This window comes from Pseudonocardia sp. (assembly GCF_050246655.1).
Taxonomy (GTDB): domain Bacteria; phylum Actinomycetota; class Actinomycetes; order Mycobacteriales; family Pseudonocardiaceae; genus Pseudonocardia.
In genome coordinates, this window is the sequence record NZ_JBFWVQ010000001.1 from 147,033 (window position 1) to 169,029 (window position 21,997).

20 protein-coding genes and 2 tRNA genes are annotated in these 21,997 nt (G+C 71.5%); 15 read left to right on the forward strand and 7 right to left on the reverse strand.

Annotated features, from left to right (window positions below; translation table 11 throughout):
- Window positions 1-47 precede the first annotated feature (47 nt).
- The 6 genes from AB7J25_RS00705 (at window position 48) to AB7J25_RS00730 (ending at window position 4,519) form a co-directional block, all read left to right on the forward strand.
- Window positions 48-1,997, forward strand: a complete 1,950-nt coding sequence (locus AB7J25_RS00705) for an acetoacetate--CoA ligase (protein ID WP_428503835.1) — start codon at window positions 48-50, stop codon at window positions 1,995-1,997.
- Between the two features lie 78 nt (window positions 1,998-2,075).
- Window positions 2,076-2,165: transfer RNA gene (locus tag AB7J25_RS00710), tRNA-Ser, on the forward strand.
- A 53-nt stretch (window positions 2,166-2,218) separates the two neighbouring features.
- Window positions 2,219-2,291: transfer RNA gene (locus AB7J25_RS00715), tRNA-Arg, on the forward strand.
- Between the two features lie 181 nt (window positions 2,292-2,472).
- Complete coding sequence (locus AB7J25_RS00720; RefSeq protein ID WP_428503837.1) at window positions 2,473-3,675, forward strand: tyrosine-type recombinase/integrase; 1,203 nt, start codon at window positions 2,473-2,475, stop codon at window positions 3,673-3,675.
- A gap of 248 nt (window positions 3,676-3,923) precedes the next feature.
- Complete coding sequence (locus AB7J25_RS00725) at window positions 3,924-4,154, forward strand: DUF433 domain-containing protein (protein ID WP_428503839.1); 231 nt, start codon at window positions 3,924-3,926, stop codon at window positions 4,152-4,154.
- A complete protein-coding gene (locus tag AB7J25_RS00730) occupies window positions 4,151-4,519 on the forward strand; it encodes a DUF5615 family PIN-like protein (RefSeq protein WP_428503841.1) in 369 nt (122 codons plus the stop codon). The genes AB7J25_RS00725 and AB7J25_RS00730 overlap by 4 nt, the downstream gene beginning before the upstream one ends.
- 539 nt (window positions 4,520-5,058) lie before the next feature.
- Here AB7J25_RS00730 and AB7J25_RS00735 read toward each other — a convergent pair.
- From AB7J25_RS00735 to AB7J25_RS00755, 5 genes are all read right to left on the reverse strand, one after another.
- Window positions 5,059-6,147 carry a CARDB domain-containing protein gene (locus AB7J25_RS00735; protein ID WP_428503842.1) on the reverse strand — a complete coding sequence of 363 codons (1,089 nt, stop codon included), beginning with the start codon at window positions 6,145-6,147 and terminating at the stop codon, window positions 5,059-5,061.
- 526 nt (window positions 6,148-6,673) lie between these two features.
- Window positions 6,674-7,093 (reverse strand): type II toxin-antitoxin system VapC family toxin, encoded by a 420-nt coding sequence (locus AB7J25_RS00740; protein ID WP_428503844.1) that lies wholly within the window; start codon window positions 7,091-7,093, stop codon window positions 6,674-6,676.
- Window positions 7,094-7,327 carry a hypothetical protein gene (locus AB7J25_RS00745; RefSeq protein ID WP_428503846.1) on the reverse strand — a complete coding sequence of 78 codons (234 nt, stop codon included), beginning with the start codon at window positions 7,325-7,327 and terminating at the stop codon, window positions 7,094-7,096. It lies immediately after the preceding gene.
- A 239-nt stretch (window positions 7,328-7,566) separates the two neighbouring features.
- Window positions 7,567-8,364 (reverse strand): methyltransferase domain-containing protein, encoded by a 798-nt coding sequence (locus AB7J25_RS00750; protein WP_428503848.1) that lies wholly within the window; start codon window positions 8,362-8,364, stop codon window positions 7,567-7,569.
- A gap of 788 nt (window positions 8,365-9,152) precedes the next feature.
- Window positions 9,153-9,497: a hypothetical protein gene (locus AB7J25_RS00755; protein ID WP_428503850.1), complete on the reverse strand. Its 345-nt coding sequence runs from the start codon at window positions 9,495-9,497 to the stop codon at window positions 9,153-9,155.
- A gap of 424 nt (window positions 9,498-9,921) precedes the next feature.
- Here AB7J25_RS00755 and AB7J25_RS00760 point away from each other — a divergent pair, with 424 nt between their 5' ends.
- The gene (locus tag AB7J25_RS00760) at window positions 9,922-10,473 is read left to right on the forward strand and encodes a hypothetical protein (protein ID WP_428503852.1); all 552 of its coding nucleotides are present in this window, start codon (window positions 9,922-9,924) and stop codon (window positions 10,471-10,473) included.
- A gap of 12 nt (window positions 10,474-10,485) precedes the next feature.
- Here the strand turns inward: AB7J25_RS00760 and AB7J25_RS00765 are convergent, their stop codons facing one another.
- A complete protein-coding gene (locus tag AB7J25_RS00765; RefSeq protein WP_428503853.1) occupies window positions 10,486-11,490 on the reverse strand; it encodes a YeiH family protein in 1,005 nt (334 codons plus the stop codon).
- Between the two features lie 71 nt (window positions 11,491-11,561).
- Between AB7J25_RS00765 and AB7J25_RS00770 the strand changes: the two genes are divergently transcribed.
- Window positions 11,562-12,470 (forward strand): LysR family transcriptional regulator, encoded by a 909-nt coding sequence (locus tag AB7J25_RS00770; protein WP_428503855.1) that lies wholly within the window; start codon window positions 11,562-11,564, stop codon window positions 12,468-12,470.
- Between the two features lie 3 nt (window positions 12,471-12,473).
- Here the strand turns inward: AB7J25_RS00770 and AB7J25_RS00775 are convergent, their stop codons facing one another.
- Entirely contained in the window at window positions 12,474-13,475 is a 1,002-nt protein-coding gene (locus tag AB7J25_RS00775; protein WP_428503857.1) for an AraC family transcriptional regulator, read from the reverse strand.
- Window positions 13,476-13,702: 227 nt separating this feature from the next.
- Here AB7J25_RS00775 and AB7J25_RS00780 point away from each other — a divergent pair, with 227 nt between their 5' ends.
- From AB7J25_RS00780 to AB7J25_RS00810, 7 genes are all read left to right on the forward strand, one after another.
- On the forward strand, window positions 13,703-14,674 hold the full coding sequence (locus tag AB7J25_RS00780) for a quinone oxidoreductase family protein (protein ID WP_428503859.1): 972 nt from the start codon (window positions 13,703-13,705) through the stop codon (window positions 14,672-14,674).
- Window positions 14,675-14,696: 22 nt separating this feature from the next.
- A complete protein-coding gene (locus AB7J25_RS00785; RefSeq protein WP_428503861.1) occupies window positions 14,697-15,575 on the forward strand; it encodes a TauD/TfdA dioxygenase family protein in 879 nt (292 codons plus the stop codon).
- Window positions 15,576-15,609: 34 nt separating this feature from the next.
- Complete coding sequence (locus AB7J25_RS00790) at window positions 15,610-16,662, forward strand: 3-keto-5-aminohexanoate cleavage protein (protein ID WP_428503863.1); 1,053 nt, start codon at window positions 15,610-15,612, stop codon at window positions 16,660-16,662.
- A gap of 167 nt (window positions 16,663-16,829) precedes the next feature.
- Entirely contained in the window at window positions 16,830-18,131 is a 1,302-nt protein-coding gene (locus AB7J25_RS00795; RefSeq protein WP_428503865.1) for an MFS transporter, read from the forward strand.
- Window positions 18,132-18,315: 184 nt separating this feature from the next.
- Window positions 18,316-19,554 carry an AAA family ATPase gene (locus AB7J25_RS00800; RefSeq protein ID WP_428503867.1) on the forward strand — a complete coding sequence of 413 codons (1,239 nt, stop codon included), beginning with the start codon at window positions 18,316-18,318 and terminating at the stop codon, window positions 19,552-19,554.
- Between the two features lie 155 nt (window positions 19,555-19,709).
- Window positions 19,710-21,104 carry a helix-turn-helix transcriptional regulator gene (locus AB7J25_RS00805; protein WP_428503869.1) on the forward strand — a complete coding sequence of 465 codons (1,395 nt, stop codon included), beginning with the start codon at window positions 19,710-19,712 and terminating at the stop codon, window positions 21,102-21,104.
- Window positions 21,105-21,214: 110 nt separating this feature from the next.
- Window positions 21,215-21,769 (forward strand): hypothetical protein, encoded by a 555-nt coding sequence (locus tag AB7J25_RS00810; protein ID WP_428503870.1) that lies wholly within the window; start codon window positions 21,215-21,217, stop codon window positions 21,767-21,769.
- Window positions 21,770-21,997: the final 228 nt, after the last annotated feature.

The following is a 21,997-nucleotide window of genomic DNA, read 5'->3' on the forward strand; positions in this document are numbered from 1 at the left end:
CCGGACCCCCATGGCGCGCCGCGTCCGAGCCTTGCATGCTGGCGACCATGGCCGACGCTGCCCCGGACGTCCTCTGGACCCCCGATCCCGACCGCCCCACCGCGATGGCCGAGTTCCGCGCCTTCGTCCGCGAGCACCGCGGCGTCGACGCCACCGGGTACGCGGCGCTGCACCGGTGGTCCGTCGACGACCTGGACGGGTTCTGGTCGGCCGCCGCGGAGTTCCTCGGCGTCCGCTGGCACGATCGACCCACCGCCACGCTCGGCTCCCGCACCATGCCCGGCACCGAGTGGTTCCCCGGCGGCACGCTCAACTACGCCGAGCACGCGCTGCAGGGCCGCGACGAGGATGCGGCGGTGGTGTTCGCCCGCGAGGACGGCCTGCGCCGCACGGTCACCTACGGGGAGCTGCGCGAGCAGGTCGGGCGCGCGCGGGCCGGGCTCATCGCCCTCGGAGTGGGCCGCGGGGACCGCGTCGTCGCCCTCGCCCCCAACTCCGTGGAGACCCTGGTCGCGTTCCTCGCCGCCGCGTCGCTCGGCGCAGTCTGGTCCTCCTGCTCGCCGGACTTCGGCGCTCGCGCCGTGCACGACCGGTTCGCCCAGACCGAGCCCGTCGTCCTGATCGCCGTGGACGGCTACTGCTACGGCGGCAAGCGCTACGACATCCGCCCCGCCGTGCGCGCGCTGCAGGAGAAGCTGCCGACGCTGCGCGGGACCGTCCTGATCCCCTACCTCGACGAGTCCGCCACTCTCGACGGGACGCTCCCGTGGGCGGAGCTGACGGCGCGCCCCGGCGAGCTCGCCTTCGAGCCGGTGCCGTTCGGCCACCCGTTGTGGATCCTCTACTCGTCCGGGACCACCGGCCTGCCCAAGGGCATCGTCCACGGCCACGGCGGCATCGTCCTGGAGCACCTCAAGGCGCTGCGCCTGCACATGGACCTCGGCCCCGGCGAGCGGTTCTTCTGGTTCACCACCACCGGCTGGATGATGTGGAACCTGCTCATCGGAGGGCTGCTCGTCGGTGCCACCGTGGTGCTGTTCGACGGCAACCCCGGCCACCCCGACCTCGGGACGCTCTGGCGGCTGGCGCAGGACGAGGACGTCACCTACTTCGGCGTCTCCGCCCCGTACGTGCAGGCCTGCCTGAAGCGGGGGATCAAGCCCGCCGAGGAGTACTCGCTCGGTGCCCTGCGCGCGCTGGGGTCCACGGGCGCGCCGCTGTCGGTCGAAGGCTTCCGCTGGATCGGCGAGCACGTCGGGCCGGGCATCCAGATCTGCTCGGTCTCCGGCGGCACCGACCTGTGTGCCGCGTTCGTCGGAGCGTCCCCGGACGTGCCGGTGTGGCTCGGCGAGATCTCCTGCGCCCAGCTGGGCGCCGCCGTCGTCGCCTACGACGAGAAGGGCGAGGAGGTGATCGACGAGGTGGGCGAGCTGGTCGTCACGCAGCCCATGCCGTCGATGCCGGTCATGTTCTGGAACGACCCGGACGGCACCCGCTTGCGCGAGGCCTACTTCGAGGACTTCCCCGGTGTGTGGCGCCACGGCGACTGGGTGAAGCTCACGTCGCGCGGCTCCTACATCATCTACGGCCGCTCCGACTCCACCCTCAACCGCGGCGGCGTCCGCATGGGCACCGCCGACTTCTACGCCGTCGTCGAGGGCTTCGACGACATCGCGGACTCCCTCGTCGTCGACACCTCCGAGCTCGGCGCGACGACCGAGGGCGAACTGCTCTGCTTCATCGTGCTCGCCGACGGCGCCACACTGGAGGGCGTCGAGCCCGCGCTGCGCAAGGCCCTCCGCTCCGAGTTGTCGCCCCGCCACGTCCCGGACCGCTTCATCGTCGTCGACGCCATCCCGCGGACGTTGAACGGCAAGAAGTGCGAGGTGCCCGTCAAGAAGATCCTGGCGGGCGTCGCCCCGGACAAGGCGGTGAGCCGCGGAGCGCTCCAGAATCCCGACGCGCTCGGCCCGTTCATGGAGCTCGCGGGCGGGTGACGACCGACCGGGTCCCCGGGCGCGAACCCGCCCGGGGGCCTCGGGTAGGCTGTGTTGCGCTGAGGCCGAGAGGCCCCGGGAGGCTTCGCCTAGTCTGGTCTATGGCGCCGCACTGCTAATGCGGTTTGGGGTAACCCCCCATCCCGGGTTCAAATCCCGGAGCCTCCGCACTGGCGCAGCCGATCCGGGTCGGCTGTGGCGGTTACAACTGAACACACACTGCGCCCGTAGCTCAACGGATAGAGCATCTGACTACGGATCAGAAGGTTAGGGGTTCGAATCCCTTCGGGCGCGCTCCGCGAGACCACACGTGACCTGCGGCAACGGCCGGTCTCGGCCGTGGCAGGACGATCACTGGACGATGTTCGTCCCCACAGCTGTCCCCACAGCGCCATCACCGAGCCATCGCCGAGCCATCGCCGAGCCTCGCCGAGTTCGCCATCGTGGGTGGTCCGGCCGGCGTCTACGGTCGGGCATGACGAACAGATCGCGAGGTGCCGGGTCGCTGCGCGAGCGCCGGCCGGGGGTGTGGGAGCTACGGGTCGCGCTCGGCCCGGACCTGGTGTCGGGTCGCAGCCTGGTGCGGTCGGTGACCGTGCACGGCGACCGGGACGACGCCCACGCCGCGCTGGCCCGGTGGGCGGCCCGCGCCGAGGTGGTCCGCGCCGGTCGGCGCGCGGCCCCGGGGGTCACGGTCGCCGACCTGCTCGACCGCTGGGTGGTGGCCCCGCACGGCTGGCGGCCGGCGACGTCGGTCGGGTACCGCTCCACGGTCCGGGCACTGCGCGCCGACCCGATCGGCACCCGGCGAGCCTCGCAGGTGACCCCGCCGGTCCTGCGGGCGGTGGTGGCGCGCTGGGCCATCGCCGGGGTGAGCCGCGCGTCCGCCGCGGCGCGGGTGCGGTGCCTGCGCTCGGCGTTGGGCTGGGCCTACCGCGAGGGCGTCCTGGACGTCCCGCCGCTGCGCGGGATGCGCGGGCCGTCCACCGGTCCGACCCGGCTGCACGCTCCGGTCGACGCGATCCGACGCATCCTGCGGGTCGCGGCGGCCGACGTCGCGCAGCTGCGCCACCACTCCGACACCCGCGGCGCAGCGGGGGCGGAGCTGCACCGCCGCGAACAGGTCCACCTGCTGGCCAGGCTCGCGGCGGACACCGGCGCCCGCCGCGGTGAACTCGCCGCGCTCCAGCTCGGCGACCTCGACGGGAACGTCCTGACGATCAGCCGCGCGACCTCGAACGAGGTGGTCGGACCCACCAAGAGCGGGCGCATCCGACGGCTCACCCTCGGCGACACGACCGCCGCGCTGTGGCGGGCCAGCGTCGCCGCCTGGACACAGCAGGCCCTTCCGGACAGACAGGACGACCTGGACGACAACGAGCACGGCACGTTCGGGCCGTGGCTGTTCTCCCGCCGGCTCGACCACACCACCCGACTGAGCACCGGCTGCGCCGGTCACTGGTTCGCCGACCTCGCCGCCCGGGCCCGCCACCCCGACGTCACCCTGCACCGCCTCCGCCACACCGTCGCCACCGTGCTCGTCGGCCAGGGCGACATCCTCCAGGCCCAGCACCGCCTCGGGCACCACGACGCCGCCACCACCCTGCGGATCTACAGCCACGCGCTGCCGCTGACCGACGCCCAGGCAGCGCAGACACTCGACAGCCTCTTCCGGTGACCTCGAACCGACCGCCCCGGGTCGAGGTCCGCTCGGCGCAGCATGAGGTTCCTCGCCTGCCCCGCGGGCCGACGTAGCCAATATTGGCCGCGGGGCGGCGGCCGGGTACGGTTGAGACATCCCCCCAGCAGCCTCGGTTGCTGGGTGCGAGGCCCCGCTTCGGCGGGGCCTCTGCTTCCCAGCACTACCGATCGACCGGCTTGGTAATGGTCCCCGCGCATCCCGCCGTTCGCGATACCGTTCCTGCCGTGAGCCGCCTCGATCGCATCACCGCTGACCCGGCCATCTGCCACGGCCAGCCGACGATCCGCGGTCTGCGTTACACCGTCGAGGGTCTCCTGGAGTTGCTGTCCGCCGGGATGACCGTCGACGAGATCCTCGCCGACTACCCGGACCTGGAGCGTGACGACCTGCTCGCCGCTCTGGAGTTCGGCGCACTCACCGCCGGCGGCGGCCGCGTCCCGCTCGACGCGGCGTGAAGTTCCTCGTCGACGCCCAGCTCCCCGCCCGGCTCGCCCGGTTCCTCGCCGACGCCGGCCACGACGCGATCCACACCTCCGAACTACCCGACGGCAACCGCACCACCGACACCCGGATCGCCGAGCTGGCCGACCGTGAGGACCGGGTCGTCGTGACCAAGGACCGCGACTTCCGCGACGGCCACCTCCTCACCGGATCACCCCGCCGGCTGCTCGTCGTCGCCACCGGCAACATCACCAACGCCGCGCTGACGATCCTGTTCGTGAAGCACCTCGACGCGATCGTCCGCGCGCTCGACGAGGCCGACTTCGTCGAACTGACCCCGACCACCCTGATCGTCCATCACCGCCACGAACACGGTTGATCTCTGGCCACAGTCTTGGCCACGAACTGCGGGACACCAGTGCCGGAAGCGCCCGGTTCAGCGCCCACCGCGCCACCGAAATGCCTGGTCACCCGTCATGTAGGTGCCAGCGTCGCGACTACGGATCAGAAGGTTAGGGGTTCGAATCCCTTCGGGCGCGCACACAAAGACCAGGTCAACGGCGATCTCTGCAGGTAGCGGGTCGCCGTTGATCGTTCTGAAGCAGCAGGTGTAGCAGCGGCGGCTCACGACGCACCTCCGAGGCGGCGCAGCGCGCCGTCCATCCGGTCCGCTATGCCCTGCTCGACGCTGTCGAACACGGCGGCGTAGACGTCGGTCGTCGTCGAGACGTGTGCCGCAGCTGGGCCTGGATCTCCTTCGGCTCGGCGGCAGCCGCGTAGGCGAAGCTCGCCGCAGCGTGGCCGAGATCGTGCATCCGAAGCGAGCGCACGCCGGCCGCTCGCACACGACGTGCCAGGACCGGTTGAGGTTCTGCGGCGACTCGAGGTGCTGAGCACCGCGCCCCGTCCCGGCCCCACTCACTTGGGCCGATAGGGCTCCTGACCGGTGCAGACGGCTAGGCCATACCGCTGGACACACGGAATGAGGCTCTCGAATACCGCGGCTCCGAGTGACACGGCCAGCGGTGCGCACTTCTCTCCGATGGCGGTGATGAAGAGCGCGAACCCTTGAGGGCCACCCAGCCCGGCCGCCGGCAATGACGCGAAGTAGTGCGGTGCGCAGATCGCGAGGCTGCGCAGCTGCCCGATCTGCCACTGATCGAGCTGCAGCGGGTTCGTCAGCTCCGCGCCCTTGGGGTCCTCGGTGCCGTTGCAGCCGCCGTTCGGACCTCGGACGCACACGAACCCGACCGTGACCTGCACGCTGGTCCGGTTGTTCGCCTCGTCCGACTCGGCGACGAAGTCGTCCGCGTCGACGAAGAAGCTCACGTCGTAGGTCCCCGGCTGGTCGAACGTCCACTCGAACTGGCTGTTGCCGTCCAGCACCTTCGTCCCTGCAGCGACGTCGTCGTGACTCCCGTACGCCCCGACCTCGCGACCGTCGACGAACCACTTGATGTTGAAGACGCCGCTCCCCGTGCCGCCGGTGTTCGCGATCCCGGAATCGAAGAAGACCTTCGTCCCGGCCTGTGTTTGGTTCTGGTCGTACCGGATGGCCGTCGGGGCGAGATCGGCCTGCTCGGTGCCCCCGCCACCGGTCGGCGGGGCGCCGCCGGTCACCGTGAAGTTCGCGCGTTCGCCGCCGCCGTTGCCGATGAGCCCAGAGATCGTGACCACGTCGCCCGACCGGAGAGTGGACGGGATGACGGTGTCGAAGCGGAACCGCCCCTCAGCATCTGGCTTGACGTACATCCGGTCCGCGTACGAAGTCAGCACCCCGTTGCCGAAGTTCTGGTAGAAGCCGATCTCGACACCGTTCGTGTAGTACGCCGGGTCCCACCCGGTCCCGCTGACGGTGACCGTCGAGCCCGCGGGCCCGGAGGCGGGGTCGACGGTGATCGCCCGCCGTTCCGTCGGCGCGGCGACTGCGGTGGCCGACCCGGCCAGCACAGCGCAAAGCACCGACAGAGCGAGCCACACGGCCCGGGCCGCACCTGTGCGCACCATCGCGGAGCCCCCAACCCGCCGTGTCCGACGCCTCGACGCTAGTAGGGCTCGTCGTAGCCGCGATGCGGCCGATCAGCCCAATGCGTCGTACGTGGACGCGTCACGACCGGTCGGGCACCGTCCGTTCGGCGCGCCGACGTCGCGGCGGCACTGCATCTCGTGCGATTGGAGCGTGTGCAAGGGCGAGTGTGACCGGTCGGCGAGCTCCGACCTCAGTGCGCCGTCCCGGTTCCAATGTGAGCAGTTGATCATGATCAACGAACTGCCAGGCACCGATGCCGGTATCGCCCACCTCCGTGCCGGTCGCGCCGATAACCGCCTGGTCGCCAGTCATGTGGGAACCAGCGTCGCGACTACGGATCAGGAGGTTAGGAGTTCGAATCCCTTCGGGCGCGCACTCACGATCCTCGCCCTGACCAGCACGAACGGTCGGGGCCGAGATCGTTTCCCGGTCTTCGATATTGATCACGATCCACGGACTCGCATGGCTTGCACCGTGCGGTCGATCAGCCCGCCGGGCGGCGGCCTACGGCACGAGTGTGAAGGCCGCCGTGTGTCGGGGTCGGATGGCGTGGAAGTGCCGCCGGTCGAGGGTGGCGATCTCGACGACCCTCAGCCGTTCGGCCACCGCGACGACCGCGGCGTCAGTCGTCCCGAGCGGGAAGTCGGCGTAGGTGTCGACCAACTCGGCCATGCGGTTGTAGTCGGCGATCTGGAGATCGACGACCGTAAGCGTCTGCTGCACGATTGACCGCAGGAACGCAGCCTCGACCCGAGCACCACCAGCGCGCCCGAGCAGATAGCCGACCTCGGCGACGACTGGAGCCGGTACGAGGATCTGACGGCCCGCCAGATGCAGACCGGTCAGTAGATCAGTGCACGCCCGGTTGTGCTCGTCGTCCCGGTCCGCGGCGGCGACCAGCGGGCCGGTGTCGATGACGATCAATCAGGAACGCCCGAAGCCGTCGGCCAACAGATCGTCATGGTTACTGCCCAAGTCGGACCGTCCGCTGGCGAACGAGGCGAACCACGGCGGCGGCCAGTCCGAGGCCGGCTGGAGCCTTCGCTGCCGACGGGCCTCTGCGAGCACGGCGGGCACCCGCTCGTCGGACAGCTCGTCCACGAGGCGTCGCAGCTCGTCACGCTCGGCGCTCACAAGAAAGACGATACCGGGCAGCACCGACCGGATTGTGCAGGCGCGGGCCGAGTCGACGAGATGATCTCTGGCCACAGTCTTGGCCACGAACTGCGAGGCACCAGCGCCCGCGATACCCGGCCGACCGCCCGCCGCGCCACCGAAGGTGCCTGGTCGCCCGTTATGTAGGCACCAGCGTCGCGACTACGGATCAGAAGGGGTTCGAATCCCTTCGGGCGCGCCACACGATCCTCGCCCTGACCAGCACAAACGGTCAGGCGAGATCATTTTCTGAGGCTCGGCTTGCGGCCCCATGCGGTGATCATTGGTGCGAACATGAGGTCCAGATCACCGCGGGTGAGGTTGATGAGATGTGTCTCGATCTCCGCGGGTGTGGCCAGTTCCGCCGCCAGCAGCTGGTCGCGGACGTGTTGGATCGTGGCCGCCTCAAGGATTGCGCAGGCGCGTGAGGCGATGGGGAAGTAGGCCTCCGCGTTCACGTCGGTAAGGTCTGACTCGCGCAGCAGCCGGGGCAGCGTGCGACCGTAGGCGAGGTCCGCGCCGCGCTGGGCCAGCAGCGTGCGGATCTGGGTGCGCAGTCGGTTCGCCAGTTCCTCGGCGGGGCCGCGTTCGTCAGGGCAGGCGAGCGGCTGCAGCGCGGGATCGGCGTCTTCGAGCACCAGCCATCCGCCCGGCCGGAGCGCATCGATCATGACGCGCAGTGCGGCCGCGCGGTCGGTGAGGTGGACCAGGACGAGCCGGGCGTGGACCAGGTCGAACGTCTCTGCCGGTGGTGGGTCGTGGATGACATCGTGCCGGCGTATCTCGAGCGCGCCGCCGGCTGCGGCCTCGATCCACGACACGTCGATATCGGTGGCCAGCACTCGGCCGTTGGTTCCCACACGCTCTGCCAGGCCGCGCGGCACGGAGACGCCACCGGCGCCGACCTCCCAGCACCGCCACCCCTCGCCGAGCCCCACGTCGTCGAGGTGCCGGAACGTCCACGGGTCGAACAGCTCGGCGAGTGCCGCGAATCGTTCACCCGCCTCCGGGCGACGATTGTCGAGCAGGTAGCGGGTCACCGCACCAGCTTGGCCCGGTCGACCATGGTGCAGGTACGGGGCTTGACGAGCATCACGGCCGCGGCCCTTGCGTGCTGGCGCGTTCCGGCAGCTGGCTGGCCGTCCGGACAGGGGCGGTGGCCGTGTCCGCGGGCGAGCATCCCACGACCTGTGCCGGCCCTGCTGTCGGCCTTGGCGGCGCCCAGTGTGCAGCGACGGCCGATCATCACAAGACATATTGCGCTGACACAGCACAGCCGCCCGGGCGATGGTTCCGCCGCCTCACCGGCGGATGAGCCCGGCGACGCCAAGAACAGTTGATCTCGATCCACGAACTGCGGCGCACCCCTGCCGGAAGCTCCCGGTCCGGCACCCCTACCGCACCCGCTCGCCCAGGAAGCCTGGCATGGAGACGCCACCGTCGCGACTACGGCTCAGAAGGTCAGGGTTCGAATCCCTTCGGGCGCGCATCGCCTGACCTGCGGGTTCTCCGGTTCCGGGGAGCCCGCATGGTCGTTTCACGGTGAGTGAGCGCACCCTGAGTTGATCTTGATTCGTCGAGCTTGACTTCCGCATGACAAGCCCCGGTCAACCGATCGGGAGACACGCGCTCCGACGATCGGCCCGATTCCACGGTCCGAGCCGACCGGGCCCGGCGACATTCCCGGGAACCGCCCGACGGCCGTTCACCCGGACACGGGTTGATCACCCTGTCCCGGACCTCGACCGACGTTCGTGCCGGGCGGGACACCGTCCGTGCCGCCGACGTGGCGGGGTCAGATGCCGATCCCGCCCAGCGCCGGACCGCTTCAGGAGTAGGTGCCCCACACTTCGCCGTGCCCGAACATCGTGTCCGGAACCGACACCCCGCCGCTCCGCGGCGCCGCCGTGTTGTCACCGGACGACGTGCTCGGGGCGGGGGTGACCTTCGGCGTCCCGACCGGGTTCTGGAGGTTGAGCTGACCGGAGCTGGTGAGATCACCGAGGTCCGGAGCGGTGAACTCGGCGCTCCCCAGGTTGATCGACGACGTGACGACCCCGGACGATGTGGTCGGCTCGGTGCCGGACTCCCCGGCGGAGGCGATGCCGGCCATCCCGACCAGCCCGAAGGCGGTGGCTGAGGCCAGCGTGACGATGGACAGTAGCTTGCGCATGACAGGTGCCTTTGCCGTGTTGTGAGCCATATGTCAGGCTCGGCGCCCGGGCGTTTCCCGGGCCCGAGAAGACGGTCCCGCGAATCACGCCGGGGCGGCGTCGGGCGATCAACGGACGCATCGGAGGAAACTCCGGTCAACCGATCGGGGGACGCGCGCTCGCAGCAGGACCCGGTTGACGGTGCGTACGACGTCGATTCGGGTGCGTGCGAGAGGCCCGCCACGGCATCACCGCCCTCGGCGGCTCGGCTGCCGACGTCAGGCAGAGGGGCGGGCCGGCGGTGAACGATCGAGCAGTGCCGTGCGACCTCCGTTCCGTCGTCGTCGATCGTTTCTTCACCTCGCCGAGGTGAGGCTCCCGGCGTCGTCGGTGCGAGACCATGCCTGCGCCATGGTCATTTACCGGACCTGATCGGAGGGCGCCATGCCGACTACCACCGCAACCGGCAAACCCTGCAGCCGTCGCGCCCGGCCTTCTCGATTCGTCGCCGTCGCAGTGATCTGTCTCGTCCTGTCGGCCTGCGCCAGCCAGACCTCGACCGCGCCTACGCCGGCGCCGACGGCAGCACCTACCGCGACGAGCCCGGCTCCGACCACCTCCGCGACCTACTCCGCGGAACTGTGCTCGGCAGCTGCCGGGTACCAGACCGCCGTCAACGCTCTCGTCAACGTCGACGCCGCGGCGGTCGGGACCGATGGCGTGAAGAAGGCCCTGCAGGACGTGCAGACTGCTGCGGACAACCTGGGTGCCGCCGCGCGCGCACAGTTCGGTCCGCAGGTCGCGGAGCTGGAGAAGGCAGTCGCGTCGTTGCGCGGCACCATCGCCGGACTCAGCAGCCAGGACAGCGTCTCGACCAACCTTGGCAAGATTGCCACGTCGCTCAGCGCCGTCGAGGCGGCCGCGAAGCCGATCGTGAACAGCGTCCGCGCGGGTTGCCCGTCCGTGCCGCAGGCCGAGCTGCCGCCCGCCTCCTGAGCTGCACATCCATCAGTAGCCGGCGGCGGCGAGCACGGCGAGACCGACGACGGCGACCAGGACGGTCGACAGGGCACCGAGTACGAGCCCGCGCCGGCCGCTGCGCAGCAACGCCGCGAGGCGCACGTTCGCGCCGAGACCGAAGAGCGCGCCGGCGAACAGGAGCGTCGTCGCGACCTGGCCGATGTCGAGCACCGTCGTCGGGACGAACCCGGTGCTGCGCACCCCCACCATGACGAGGAAGCCCACGACGAAGGCGGGGACGATGGGCGGGCGGGCACCGGTGCCGTCCCCCCGGCGCCGCTGCCCGACGCCCACGGCCGCGACCATCGGCGCGAGCATGAGCACCCGGGTCAGCTTGACCACGACGGCGATGCCGACGGCGGCGGCCCCGGCCGGTGAGGCGGCCGCGACGACCTGGGCGACCTCGTGGACGCTGAGGCCTGCCCACGCGCCGAGGTGCTCGGGGCTCATCCCCAGCAGCCCGCCGAGCGCCGGCACGAAGGCGATCGCGGCGCTGCCGAAGAGCGTCACCAGCGTGACGGCCGTGGCGACGTCCTCCTTGTCGGCGTCGGACACGCTGTCCATCGCGGCGATCGCGGACGCCCCGCAGATCGAGAACCCCGTCGCGACCATCAGTCGCAGCCCCCGCGAGACTCCCACGAGCCTGCCCAGCAGGAGCGTGCCGCAGAAGGTGACCAGGACGGTGACGACCACGGCGACGACGGTCCCCGGACCGAGCGCGAGGACCTGACCGAACGCGAGCTGCAGCCCGAGCAGCACGACCCCGAGCCGCAGGAAGCTGCGGGTGGCCCACCGCATCCCGTCCTGGGTGTTCGCCGGGAGGAGGCCGCCGACCAGCACGCCGAGCACGACGGCCACGGTCAGCGCGCTCACCACAGGCATCAGGTGGTGCAGCGCGAAGGCGACGGCCGTGCCGGCGGCCACCGCGAGCAGGCCCGGCGCAAGGCGCGCCGCGGGGGCATGGCCGGACGTCGTCTGCAGCGCTGTGGTCATGCTCTGGATGGTGCGTGCGCCGCCGACCGCCCGGAACCCGCCCGCCGCCGCCAACGTCATAACCTGACGGCATGTCAGGCGCGCCGGATCTCGAGTCGCTGCAGCTCCTCGTCCTGATCGGCGAGCAGGGGAGCCTCACGCGCGCGGCGTCGGTCGCGGGCGTGAGCCAGCCGATGGCGAGCAAGCGGATGAGCGCGCTGGAGCGCCGGCTCGGCGTACGGCTGCTCGAGCGGACCCGGCGCGGGTCGTCGTTGACGGAGGCGGGGACGCTCGTGGTCGGCTGGGCCCAACGCGTCCTCGACGAGCTCCAGGTCCTCGTCGACGGGGTCGAGGCCCTCCGGCGGGAGAGCGCGGCGCAGCTCGCGGTCGCCGCGAGCCTCACCGTCGCCGAACACCTGCTCCCGGTCTGGGCGGGCGACCTGCGCAGGCGGACCCCGGAGCTGCACCTCGGCCTGCAGGTGACCAACTCGGCCCGGGTGGCGGAGCTCGTCCGGCAGGGTGCGGTCGACCTGGGGTTCGTCGAGTCGCCCGGACGGCTCGTCGGGCTCCGGTCGCGGATCGTCGCGCGCGACCGGCTGGTGCTCGTCGTGTCGCCGCGGCAGCGGTGGGTTCGGCGACGGCGCCCGGTCGAGGCGGCCGAGCTCGCCGCGACCCCGCTGGTCAGCCGGGAGCCCGGCTCTGGCACGCGGGAGACCGTCGACCGGGCGATCGAGGCCGCCGCCGGCAGGCCCCCCGTCGCGCCGCTCCTCGAACTCGGATCCTCGACGGCGGTCCGCAGCGCCGTCTCGGCCGGGGCGGGCCCGGCGCTGCTCAGCGAGCTGGTCGTCGCGCCCGAGCTCGCGGCCGGGTCACTCGTCGAGGTGCCCGTCCAGGGCCTGGACCTCACCCGGGAGCTCCGCGCCGTGTGGCGGAGCGGCGCCCGCCCGACCGGTCCGGCCGCCGAACTGCTGCACGTCGCGCTGCGCAGGTCGCGGGGCTGAGCCTCAGGCCGCCCGGCGCCGCCACTGGCTCGGGCTGCAGCCGAAGCAGCGGCGGAACCACCGCGTGAAGTTGCTGTGGGACGAGAACCCGAGCAACTCGGCGACCTCGGTGAGCGGACGGTTCCGGGTGAGGACCAGGCGTTCCGCGAGACCGCGGCGGGTGGAGTCGACGAGCGCGGTGAACGTCTGCCCCTCCTTCGCGAGCATGCGGTGGACGGTCCGGCGGTTGACGCCGAGGCTGCGCGCGACCTGCTCGACGGAGCAGCGGCCGGTGGGCAGGAGGAGCTCCACGAGCTCGCGCACGCGGTCGAGGGTCGTGGACCGGGCGCCCGCCTCGATCGAACCGAGGAACCGCTGGGCGTAACCGCGCAGGAACGGGTCCGCCATCGCGTTCGCCGCGTCGAGGTCGCGGGAGTGCACACGCAGGCCGTCGTAGTCCCGCCCGAACCGCACGACCGGCCCGAGTGCCCGGTGGTGGATCGTCTCCCCGACCGGCGGAGGATGGCTGAAGCCGACGGCGACCGGCTGCCAGGTCGGGCCGAGGAAAGCGGCCATCAACCGGTACAGCACGCCGACGGCCAGCTCGACGGACTGGCGCCTGCCGGCCTCGGCCAGGTCGAGCTCGACGCGGATCGTCGCGAGACCGTCGTGCTCGACGAGGCGGATGTGCAGCGCCTCGTTGAACATGTTCTCGCACCGCATGAGGATCCGCAGCGCGCTGCGCACGTCCGGCTCCTCACGGATCACCAGGCTGAGCGGGCCGAGGTTGGAGAATCGCCGCAGCTCGGCGAGCCGGACGCCGAAGTCCTCGCGTCCGGACGCCGCCGCAGCGCGCTCCAGCAGGTCCGCGATCGCCGCGGCGGGCACCCAGCGGTCCTGCAGGCTCATGCTCGCGGGGTCGAGGCCCGCGGCGCGCACCATCCCGGCCGGGTCGAGGCCGAGCGAGCGGCTGAGCTCGACGAAGTTGTTCAGGCTGGCGTAGCGCGCCAGGGGTTTCGCCGACATCGCCGTACCCCGTCCCCAGAAGAACAGCAACCTGTCCCGCAGGGATAAGTCTAGGGCTCCGCGCGGCCGTACCGTCATTCCCGACGACAACGACGCGGTCCCCGGTCGATCGGCCAGATCCCGGGACGGGCACCGAGCCCGTAGCGAACGCGACTTCACCACATCCCGGTGCGTGGGCACTGCCGTGCCCGCGTCCCGTGATCGGCGCGAACGAGGAGGAGACGGCGGTGGCCAAGGCGATCCGCTTCCACGAGACCGGCGGCCCGGAGGTCCTGCGCTGGGAGGCCGTGGATGTCGGCGAACCCGGCATCGGGCAGGTGCGGGTGCGCCACGAGGCGGTCGGCCTCAACTTCGCCGACACCTACTTCCGCACCGGTCTCTACCCGGCTCCGCTGCCGGCGGGGATGGGCGTCGAGGCCGCGGGCGTGGTGGAGGCCGTCGGCCCGGACGTCACCGGCTTCCGGCCGGGCGACCGGGTGACCTACACCGGCAGCCCGCTCGGCGCCTACAGCACGGAGCGCGTGATGCCCGCCGAGCACCTCATCGCCCTGCCCGACGACATCGGCTTCGACACCGCCGCAGCCATGACCATGCGCGGGCTGACGTCGGCGTACCTGCTCCGGCGGATCCACCCGCTCGCGGCGGGCGACACCGTGCTGCTGCACGCCGCAGCAGGCGGCGTCGGCCTGATCGTCGTGCAGTGGGCGAAGCTGCTCGGCCTGCGCGTCGTCGGCACCGTCTCCACCGAGGAGAAGGCCGAGGCCGCGTCGGCCCACGGCTGCGACCACGTCATCTACCGGCACGAGGACGTCGCCGCCCGGGTGCGCGAGCTGACCGACGGCCGCGGCGTGCCCGTCGTGTTCGACAGCGTCGGCGCGACCACCTTCCGGTCGTCGGTGGACTCGCTGGCCCGGCGCGGGCTCCTGGTCTGTTTCGGCACGGCGTCCGGCCCGGTGCCGCCGATCGACGCGATGCAGCTGGCCGTGAAGGGCTCTCTGTTCGTCACCCGGCCCGCCCTCGCCGACTACATCGCCGACCCGGACGAGCGTGCCGCCCTCGCCGGGGAGCTGTTCTCCCACGTGGCGGCGGGCCGGATCGCCGTCGAGATCAACCAGCGCTACGCGCTGGAGGACGCCGTGCGCGCCCACACCGACCTGGAGGCCGGACGGAGCGTCGGTTCCTCGGTCTTCTCCCTCTGATCACCACTCGCAAGGACACACCATGACCAGCACCCTCGCGGCGCCCACGACCCTGCGCGCCGAGCCCTTGACCTGCACCCTCGGCGCCCAGCTGCACGACGTCGACCTCGGCGCCGCGGCCCGTGACGACGCGCTGTTCGCCGAGCTGCGCCGCCTCCTCCTCGAGTACAAGGTCCTCTTCTTCCGCGACCAGGACCTGAGCCGCGCCGAGCACGTGGCGCTCGCCAGCCGCTTCGGCGAGCTCGAGGACCATCCGGTGGCGTCCAGCGACCCCGACCACCCCGGCCTCGTCCGGATCTACAAGGACCTCGACAGCCCGGCGGAGCACTACGAGAACGCGTTCCACTGCGACGCGACCTGGCGGCAGAACCCGCCGATGGGGTGCGTGCTGCGCTGCGTCGAGACCCCGCCGGTCGGCGGCGACACGATCTGGGTGGACATGGTCGCCGCCCATGAGCGGCTGCCGGAGGACGTCAAGGCCCGGATCGCCGGACTGCGCGCCCGGCACAGCATCGAGGCCTCGTTCGGCGCGGCCATGCCGATCGAGCGGCGCCACGCCCTGCACGACCGCTATCCGGACGCCGAGCACCCGGTGGTCCGCACCCACCCGGAGACGGGCGACAAGGTCCTCTTCGTCAACGCGTTCACCACCCATCTCGTCAACTACCACACGCCCGAGAACGTCCGGTTCGGGATCGACTACGCGCCGGGCGCGAGCGCGCTGCTGCAGTACCTGATCAGCCAGGCGAGCGTGCCGGAGTACCAGGTGCGGTGGCGGTGGACCCGCAACAGCGTCGCCATCTGGGACAACCGCTGCACCCAGCACTACGCCGTCCAGGACTACTGGCCGGCCGTCCGCAAGATGGAGCGCGCCGGAATCGTCGGCGACCGCCCGTACTGAGTCATTTCACACCTATTCACCGGAGAGTTCAGCCATGCATTTCCATGACGATTCCTTCTTCCCCGAGACCCAGGAGAAGCTGGTCATCACCGCGGCCCCGTACGGCCCGGAGTGGGAGCTCGACGACTTCCGCGAAGACCTCCCACTCACCATGGACGAGCACGTGCAGAAGGCCGTCGACTGCTACGAGGCCGGGGCGACCGTCCTGCACATCCACGTCCGCGAGCTCGATGGCAAGGGCTCGAAGCGGATGTCGAAGTTCAACGAGTTGCTCGGCCGCCTGCGCGAGGCCGTGCCGGACATGATCCTGCAGGTCGGCGGCTCGATCTCCTTCGCTCCGGAGGGTGACGGAACCGACGCGAAGTGGCTCGCCGACGACGCGCGGCACCTGCTCGCCGAGCTCGACCCGGCCCCGGACCAGGTCACGATCGCGATCAACACCTGCCAGATGAACATCGTCGAGCTGATGACCGCCGACGACATCGCCGGCACCTCGTTCGAGCGGCCCGAGGTCTACGAGGCCTACCGCGAGATGTTCGTGCCCGCGGGCCCGGGCTGGGTCGAGGAGCACCTGCGCCGGCTGCAGGCCAACGGCATCCAGCCGCACTTCCAGCTGGCGAACATCCCCCAGCTCGAGACCGTCGAGCGGCTGATCCGCCGAGGCGTCTACACCGGCCCGCTGATGGTCACCTGGGTGGGGATCGGCGGCGGCTTCGACGGCCCCAACCCCTACAACATCATCGAGTTCGTCCGGCGCGTTCCGGACGGCGCGGTGCTGACGCTCGAGACGCTCATGCGCAGCGTCCTGCCCGTCAACACGATGGCGATCGCGATGGGCCTGCACGCCCGCTGCGGCAACGAGGACACGATCTGGGGCCGTCGAGGCGAGAAGATCACCTCGGTCGAGCAGATCGAGCAGCTGGTGCGGATTGCGCATGAGCTCGGCCGCGAGGTCGCCACGGGCAAGGAGGCCCGTGAGATCTACAAGCTCGGCGAACGGTACGCCGACGCCGACGAGACCCTCGCGAAGATCGGCTTTGCGCCCAACCGCAAGCCCGGTCAGGTGGGCTTCACCCAGCACGCCTGACCCCTCGCACGTCCGCCGCCGGGTGCGCCACCGCCGACGCATCTGCCGGCGGGCGTGCGGCCGCGGCGGGGACGCAGCGGTTCTCCCCGTCCCGGCCCTTCACTCGCCCTCACGGTGGTGGCCCGAGTGCGGGCACCATCTCCTCAGCCTCGCCCATTGGAGTCCACATGGGACCCCTCGCACCGTCCGTGACGACGCCCGCCGCGCCTGCACCCGCCCGCTCGCGCGTCTACCCGTGGCTCGTTTTCGCCGTCGTCTTCGGCCTGCTGCTGTCGGACTACATGTCACGGCAGGTCCTCAGCGCCGTCTTCCCGTTCCTGAAGGAGGACTGGGCGCTCTCCGACGCGAACCTCGCGACCCTCAGCAGCGTCGTCGCGCTCACCGTCGGCGTGCTCACCCTGCCCCTGTCGGTGCTCGCCGACCGGTGGGGCCGGGTCAGGAGCCTCGTGCTCATGGCGCTGCTGTGGAGCGGGGCGACCCTGCTCTGTGCGTTCGCGAGCGGCTACGGCGAGATGCTCGGCGCGCGCTTCCTCGTCGGTGTCGGGGAGGCGGCCTACGGCAGCGTCGGCATCGCCGTCGTGCTCAGCGTGTTCGCGCCCCGGGTCCACGCCGCCCTCAGCGGCGCCTTCATGGCCGGCGGCTCCTTCGGGTCCGTGCTGGGCATCGCGCTCGGCGGGATCGTCGCCGTTCAGCTCGGCTGGCGCTCGTCGTTCGCCGTGATGGCCGTCTTCGGGCTCGTCCTGGTCGTGCTGTTCGCGATCGTGGTCAACGAGCGCAGGCTGAACCGGCACGCCGACGCGCCGCCGGCAGCGACACCTGCGGGTCACCGGGTGCCGATCTCCACGCTCTTCACCAACCGCGCCGTCCTGTGCGCCTACCTCGGCAGCGGCCTGCAGATGTTCGTCGCCGCCGTGCTGCTGTCCTGGATGCCGAGCTTCTTCAACCGGTACTACGCGCTCGGTCCGGACAAGGCCGCGACCGTCGCCGCCGGGCTCGTCCTGCTCGTCGGCAGCGGCATGGTGGTCTGCGGGGTGGTCACCGACCGGGTCGCCCGCACCGACCCGGCCCGCAAGTGGACCGCTGCGATCGCCTTCTGCACGATCTCGCTGATCTGCCTCACCACCGGCTTCGGACTGGACGCCGGTCCGGCGCAGCTGGTGCTGGTCGGCGTCGGGGCGTTCTTCGCCGCGGGGTCGTCGGGTCCGGCGGCCGCCATGGTCGCCCGCCTCACCCACCCTTCCGTCCGCGCGTCCGCCATGGGGACGCTCACGGTGGCGAACAGCCTCCTCGGGCTCGCCCTGGGCCCCCTCGTCGTCGGCGTCCTCGCCGATCGGCTGGGCCTCGCCACCGCCCTGCAGATCGCGCCGCTCATCTACGTCGCCGCGATCGGCGCGCTGATGGTCGGCGCGCGGGTGTACCCGGCCGGCATCCGTCAACTCGAGGCGACGACGACCCCCGCACCGTCCTGACGCCGCGGCCGCCGAGGGGCGATCACGTCGCGAACCCGGTCGGACACGACGACGCCGTGCGGGGGTGGGAAGCCACGTCCGCACGGCGCCGAGCCTCGCCGTTCGCAGTACCGTTCCTGCGGGCGTGGCGGGCTCGCCTCTCCGTCGACCGGGAGCAGCCCGGCCAGCAGGACGGTGGTCGCCGATGTCCCGCCTCACGGTCGGCAGCACCGCCGAGGGACCAGATCGAGCCGCCGAACCGTTGTTCGGTCGGCAGCATGAGCAGGCCAAGCTGCGCGCGATGCTCGACGGGTCGCGCGGCGGGCGCAGCGGGGTCCTGGTGCTGGTCGGCGAGGCCGGCATCGGCAAGACCCGTCTGCTGGACTCCGTCGTGACGAGGGCCGCCGACGTGGCGGTGATGCGTCTGGTCGGCATCGAGTCCGAGATGCATCTGGGGTTCGCGGCCTTGCACCAGCTGCTGACCGGGTTACTCGCCGACATCCGCGCCCTGCCTGCACCGCAGTCGCGCGCCCTGACGGCGGCGTTCGGCCTGACTGACGACGGCCCACCGGACCTGTACCTGGTCGGCCTGGCGGCGTTGACGCTCCTCACCGGAGCCGCCGCGTCCGGCGAACCGCTCGTGATCGTCGTCGACGACGCGCAGTGGCTGGACGCCGAAAGCGCGACGGTGCTCGGATTCGTCGCCCGCCGGCTGCACGCGGACCGGGTCTGCCTGTGGGTGGCGCTGCGCGACGAGACGCAGGCCCAGCCGGGGTTCGACGGACTGCCGGTGCTGAGGCTCGACCCGCTCTCCGAGGCCGAGTCGGGCGAGCTCCTGGACAGCACGGTGGGAGGTCGGATCGCCCCGTCGGTGAGGGAGCGGCTGCTCCAGGAGGCCGCCGGCAACCCGCTGGCGATCGCGGAGTTCGCCCGCGGCCTGACCACCGAGCAACGAGAAGGTCTGGCGCCTCAGGCCGACCCGTTCACCGTCGACCGCAGGGTGGAGGCACACTTCGGGCTCCAGGTCGCCGCGCTTCCGGCGCCGACGCGCACGCTGCTGGTCGTCCTGGCCGCTGAGCCGACCGGCGACGCGGACCTGGTCTGGCGCGCGGGCATCCGGCTCGGGTTCGACGACGGTGCCGCGACGGCTGCTCAGGACGCCGGCCTGCTGGTATTCGGGCCGGGGCCACTGTTTCGTCACCCGTTGATCCGCTCAGCCGTGTACCAGGGCGCGAGTGCGCTCGAGCGACTACAGCGCATGCCGCGCTGGCCGATGCCTGCGACACCGAGCGTCACCGCGACCAGCGGGCCTGGCACCGGGCCGCGGCAACGCGGTTCCCCGACGAAGACGTCGCGGCGGAACTCGAGAGCGCTGCCCAGCGCGCGGCCGGGCGGGGTGGCGCGGCCGCGGCGGCGGCTCTGTTCCGGCGCGCCGCCGAGATGACCCCCGATCCGGGACGCGGCGCGGTCCGGCTGTTCGCGGCGGCTTCCGCGGAGATGACCTCGGGCCGGGTCGATTCGGCCCGGGCGAACCTCGAGCAAGCCGTCCCCAACCTCCCCGACCCGCTCCTCCGCGCGCGAGCCCGGCAGCTTGAGGGGATGATCGACTTCCTCGCCACGGACGGGTCGTCTGGCGCGAGCGTCGCGCTGCTGGTCGAAGCAGCCCGCGAACTGGCGCCGACGCGCGTCGACCTCGCTCGCGACGTGATGCTCGATGCGCTGGTGATGGCTCGGATCTGCGGGGAGTCCTCACCGATACCAGCGAACGAGGTCGCGACGGTCGCTCTCTCCTTCACCCTGCCACCGGGTGTCGAGCCCGGGCCTGCGGACCTGGTGCTCGACGCTGCGGCCACGCTCTACGCCCACGGGATCGGCCCCGCGGAACGGGCGCTGCGCGCCGGTGTGATCGCGGTCCTGGCCGGCCCTGACGCCGTTCGGGACCCGCGATTGTTGTCGCGGGCGTGCCCGCTTGCACTCGCGCTCAGCGACCACGTGGCGCTCTCCGCCACCGCGCGGGCGTGTGCGGACGTCTGCCGCGACTCCGGGAACATCCGGGTGCTCTCCGAGGCCGTGTACTACCGGCTGCTCGGCGAGCTCAGCATGGGTGCGCTCGACGCGGCCGAGGACCTCGTGACCGAGGAGCAGGAGATCCAGGCCGTCCTGCAGCGGCACAGCCGCCCCGGCGACGCACTCGACCTTCTCCTCCAGTCCTGGAGGGCACCGGGGGCCCAGGTCCGGGAGGCGGCGGACGCCCTCTCTCAGCGCTCCCCGGGGGTAGGGATCGTCGAAGTCTTCATTGCGAGCGCACGCATAGTCCTCGAACTGGCGCTCGGCAACTACCGGGAGGCAGCCGCGCTCGATCGCGACAACTGGAAGGGAGACTTCTCGCCGCTGGCCGCCCTGCGTGCCGCGGACTTGGTGGAGGCGCACGTGCGGTGCGACGACGGACCGAGCGCGCGCACGCCCGTGGGCTACCTCGAGGAGAGGGCGCGGGCGACCGACAGCGCCTTCGATCGGGGCCTGCTCGCCCGCTGCCACGCGCTCCTCGCGCCCGACGTCACCGCCGAACCCCGGTACCTCGGCTCGATCGAGGCCTTGGAGGAGCACGGTGCGCGACTCCATGCGGCTCGCAGCCGGCTGCTGTACGGCGAGTGGCTGCGCCGGCGCAAGCGGCGACGGGACGCCCGTGCGCAGTTGGAGTCGGCCCGCGAGACCTTCGAGACGCTGGGGGCGGTCAACTTCGCCGAGCGGGCCCGGGTGGAGCTGCTCGCCACGGGCGCCCGGGCACGCAGACGCGTGGAGTCGACCCGCTACGACATCACTCCGCAGGAGCGGCAGATTGCGCGGATGGCGGCCGGAGGTGCCACCAACCCCGAGATCGCGGCTCGCCTGTTCATCAGTGCGAGCACTGTGGACTACCACCTGCGAAAGGTCTACCGGAAGCTCGACATCACCTCGCGGCACAAGATCGCGACCGTGCTCCCGCTGGACTGACGGGTCGTCGGCTGACTTGCTCGTGGACTACGAGATCGGTGGATTCGACCCCCCGGGCCGGCAACGAAGCTGAGGGCCCACAACCCGACACCGCCCCCAGGGGGTTAGCCGTGAGCATCACCCGAACCGGACGGGCACACCTGGACGTCCCGTGCACCGACATCGATCTCACCGCGTGGATCTTCGGCCTGTCCGACGCGGAGTACCAGGCGTGCGCCCGCGGTCACCGTGCCGCGGGCGTGTTCGCCGACGAGGAGGGCCGCGGCACCGTGAACGTGGAGGCCATCGGGGGGAACCTCGTCATCCAGCACTACCGAGCGGTCCGCACCGAGCGTGACGGGGTCGAGATGCACTCCGCGGCGAGCCGGGTGTACCTGCTCCATCTGGTTCCGGTCACCGCGACGGTCGGGTGGTGGCTCGCCGCGGCCCCGACCGGCGCCGCCACCAGCGAGCTGACCTGCACGGTCGAGGTCGGCCTCCACCCCGTCGTGCAGGCACTGGGCCGGCTGATGGCGTTGGGCACGTTCCTGCGACGCCACGTCGAGGAGGAGACTCAGCTGTTCGCGGCCGATATCGAGCGCAAGACCCGGCGGACCCGAACCGGCAGCGTGACGACCTCCTCGATCTCCTCAGGTCCCGACCCGCGACGAAGCGGTGCGTCATGATCTATGGCTTCATCGTGAAGAACCGCATCCGACAGAGCTTCGACGATGTCAACAACCACCGATGGCCCGCGTTGGCGAAGGCTATTGCGCCGGTGGTGAACCGTAACCATTCAGGTTCCGACTCCGTGATCTTGCGGCGTGTCGGTCCGTGACTCAGGGTCGCCGGTGTGCTGATCATGTGCGGTGTCCGGGTCGGAGCAGCCATCGCGCGAGGAGCTCGTCGCGCTG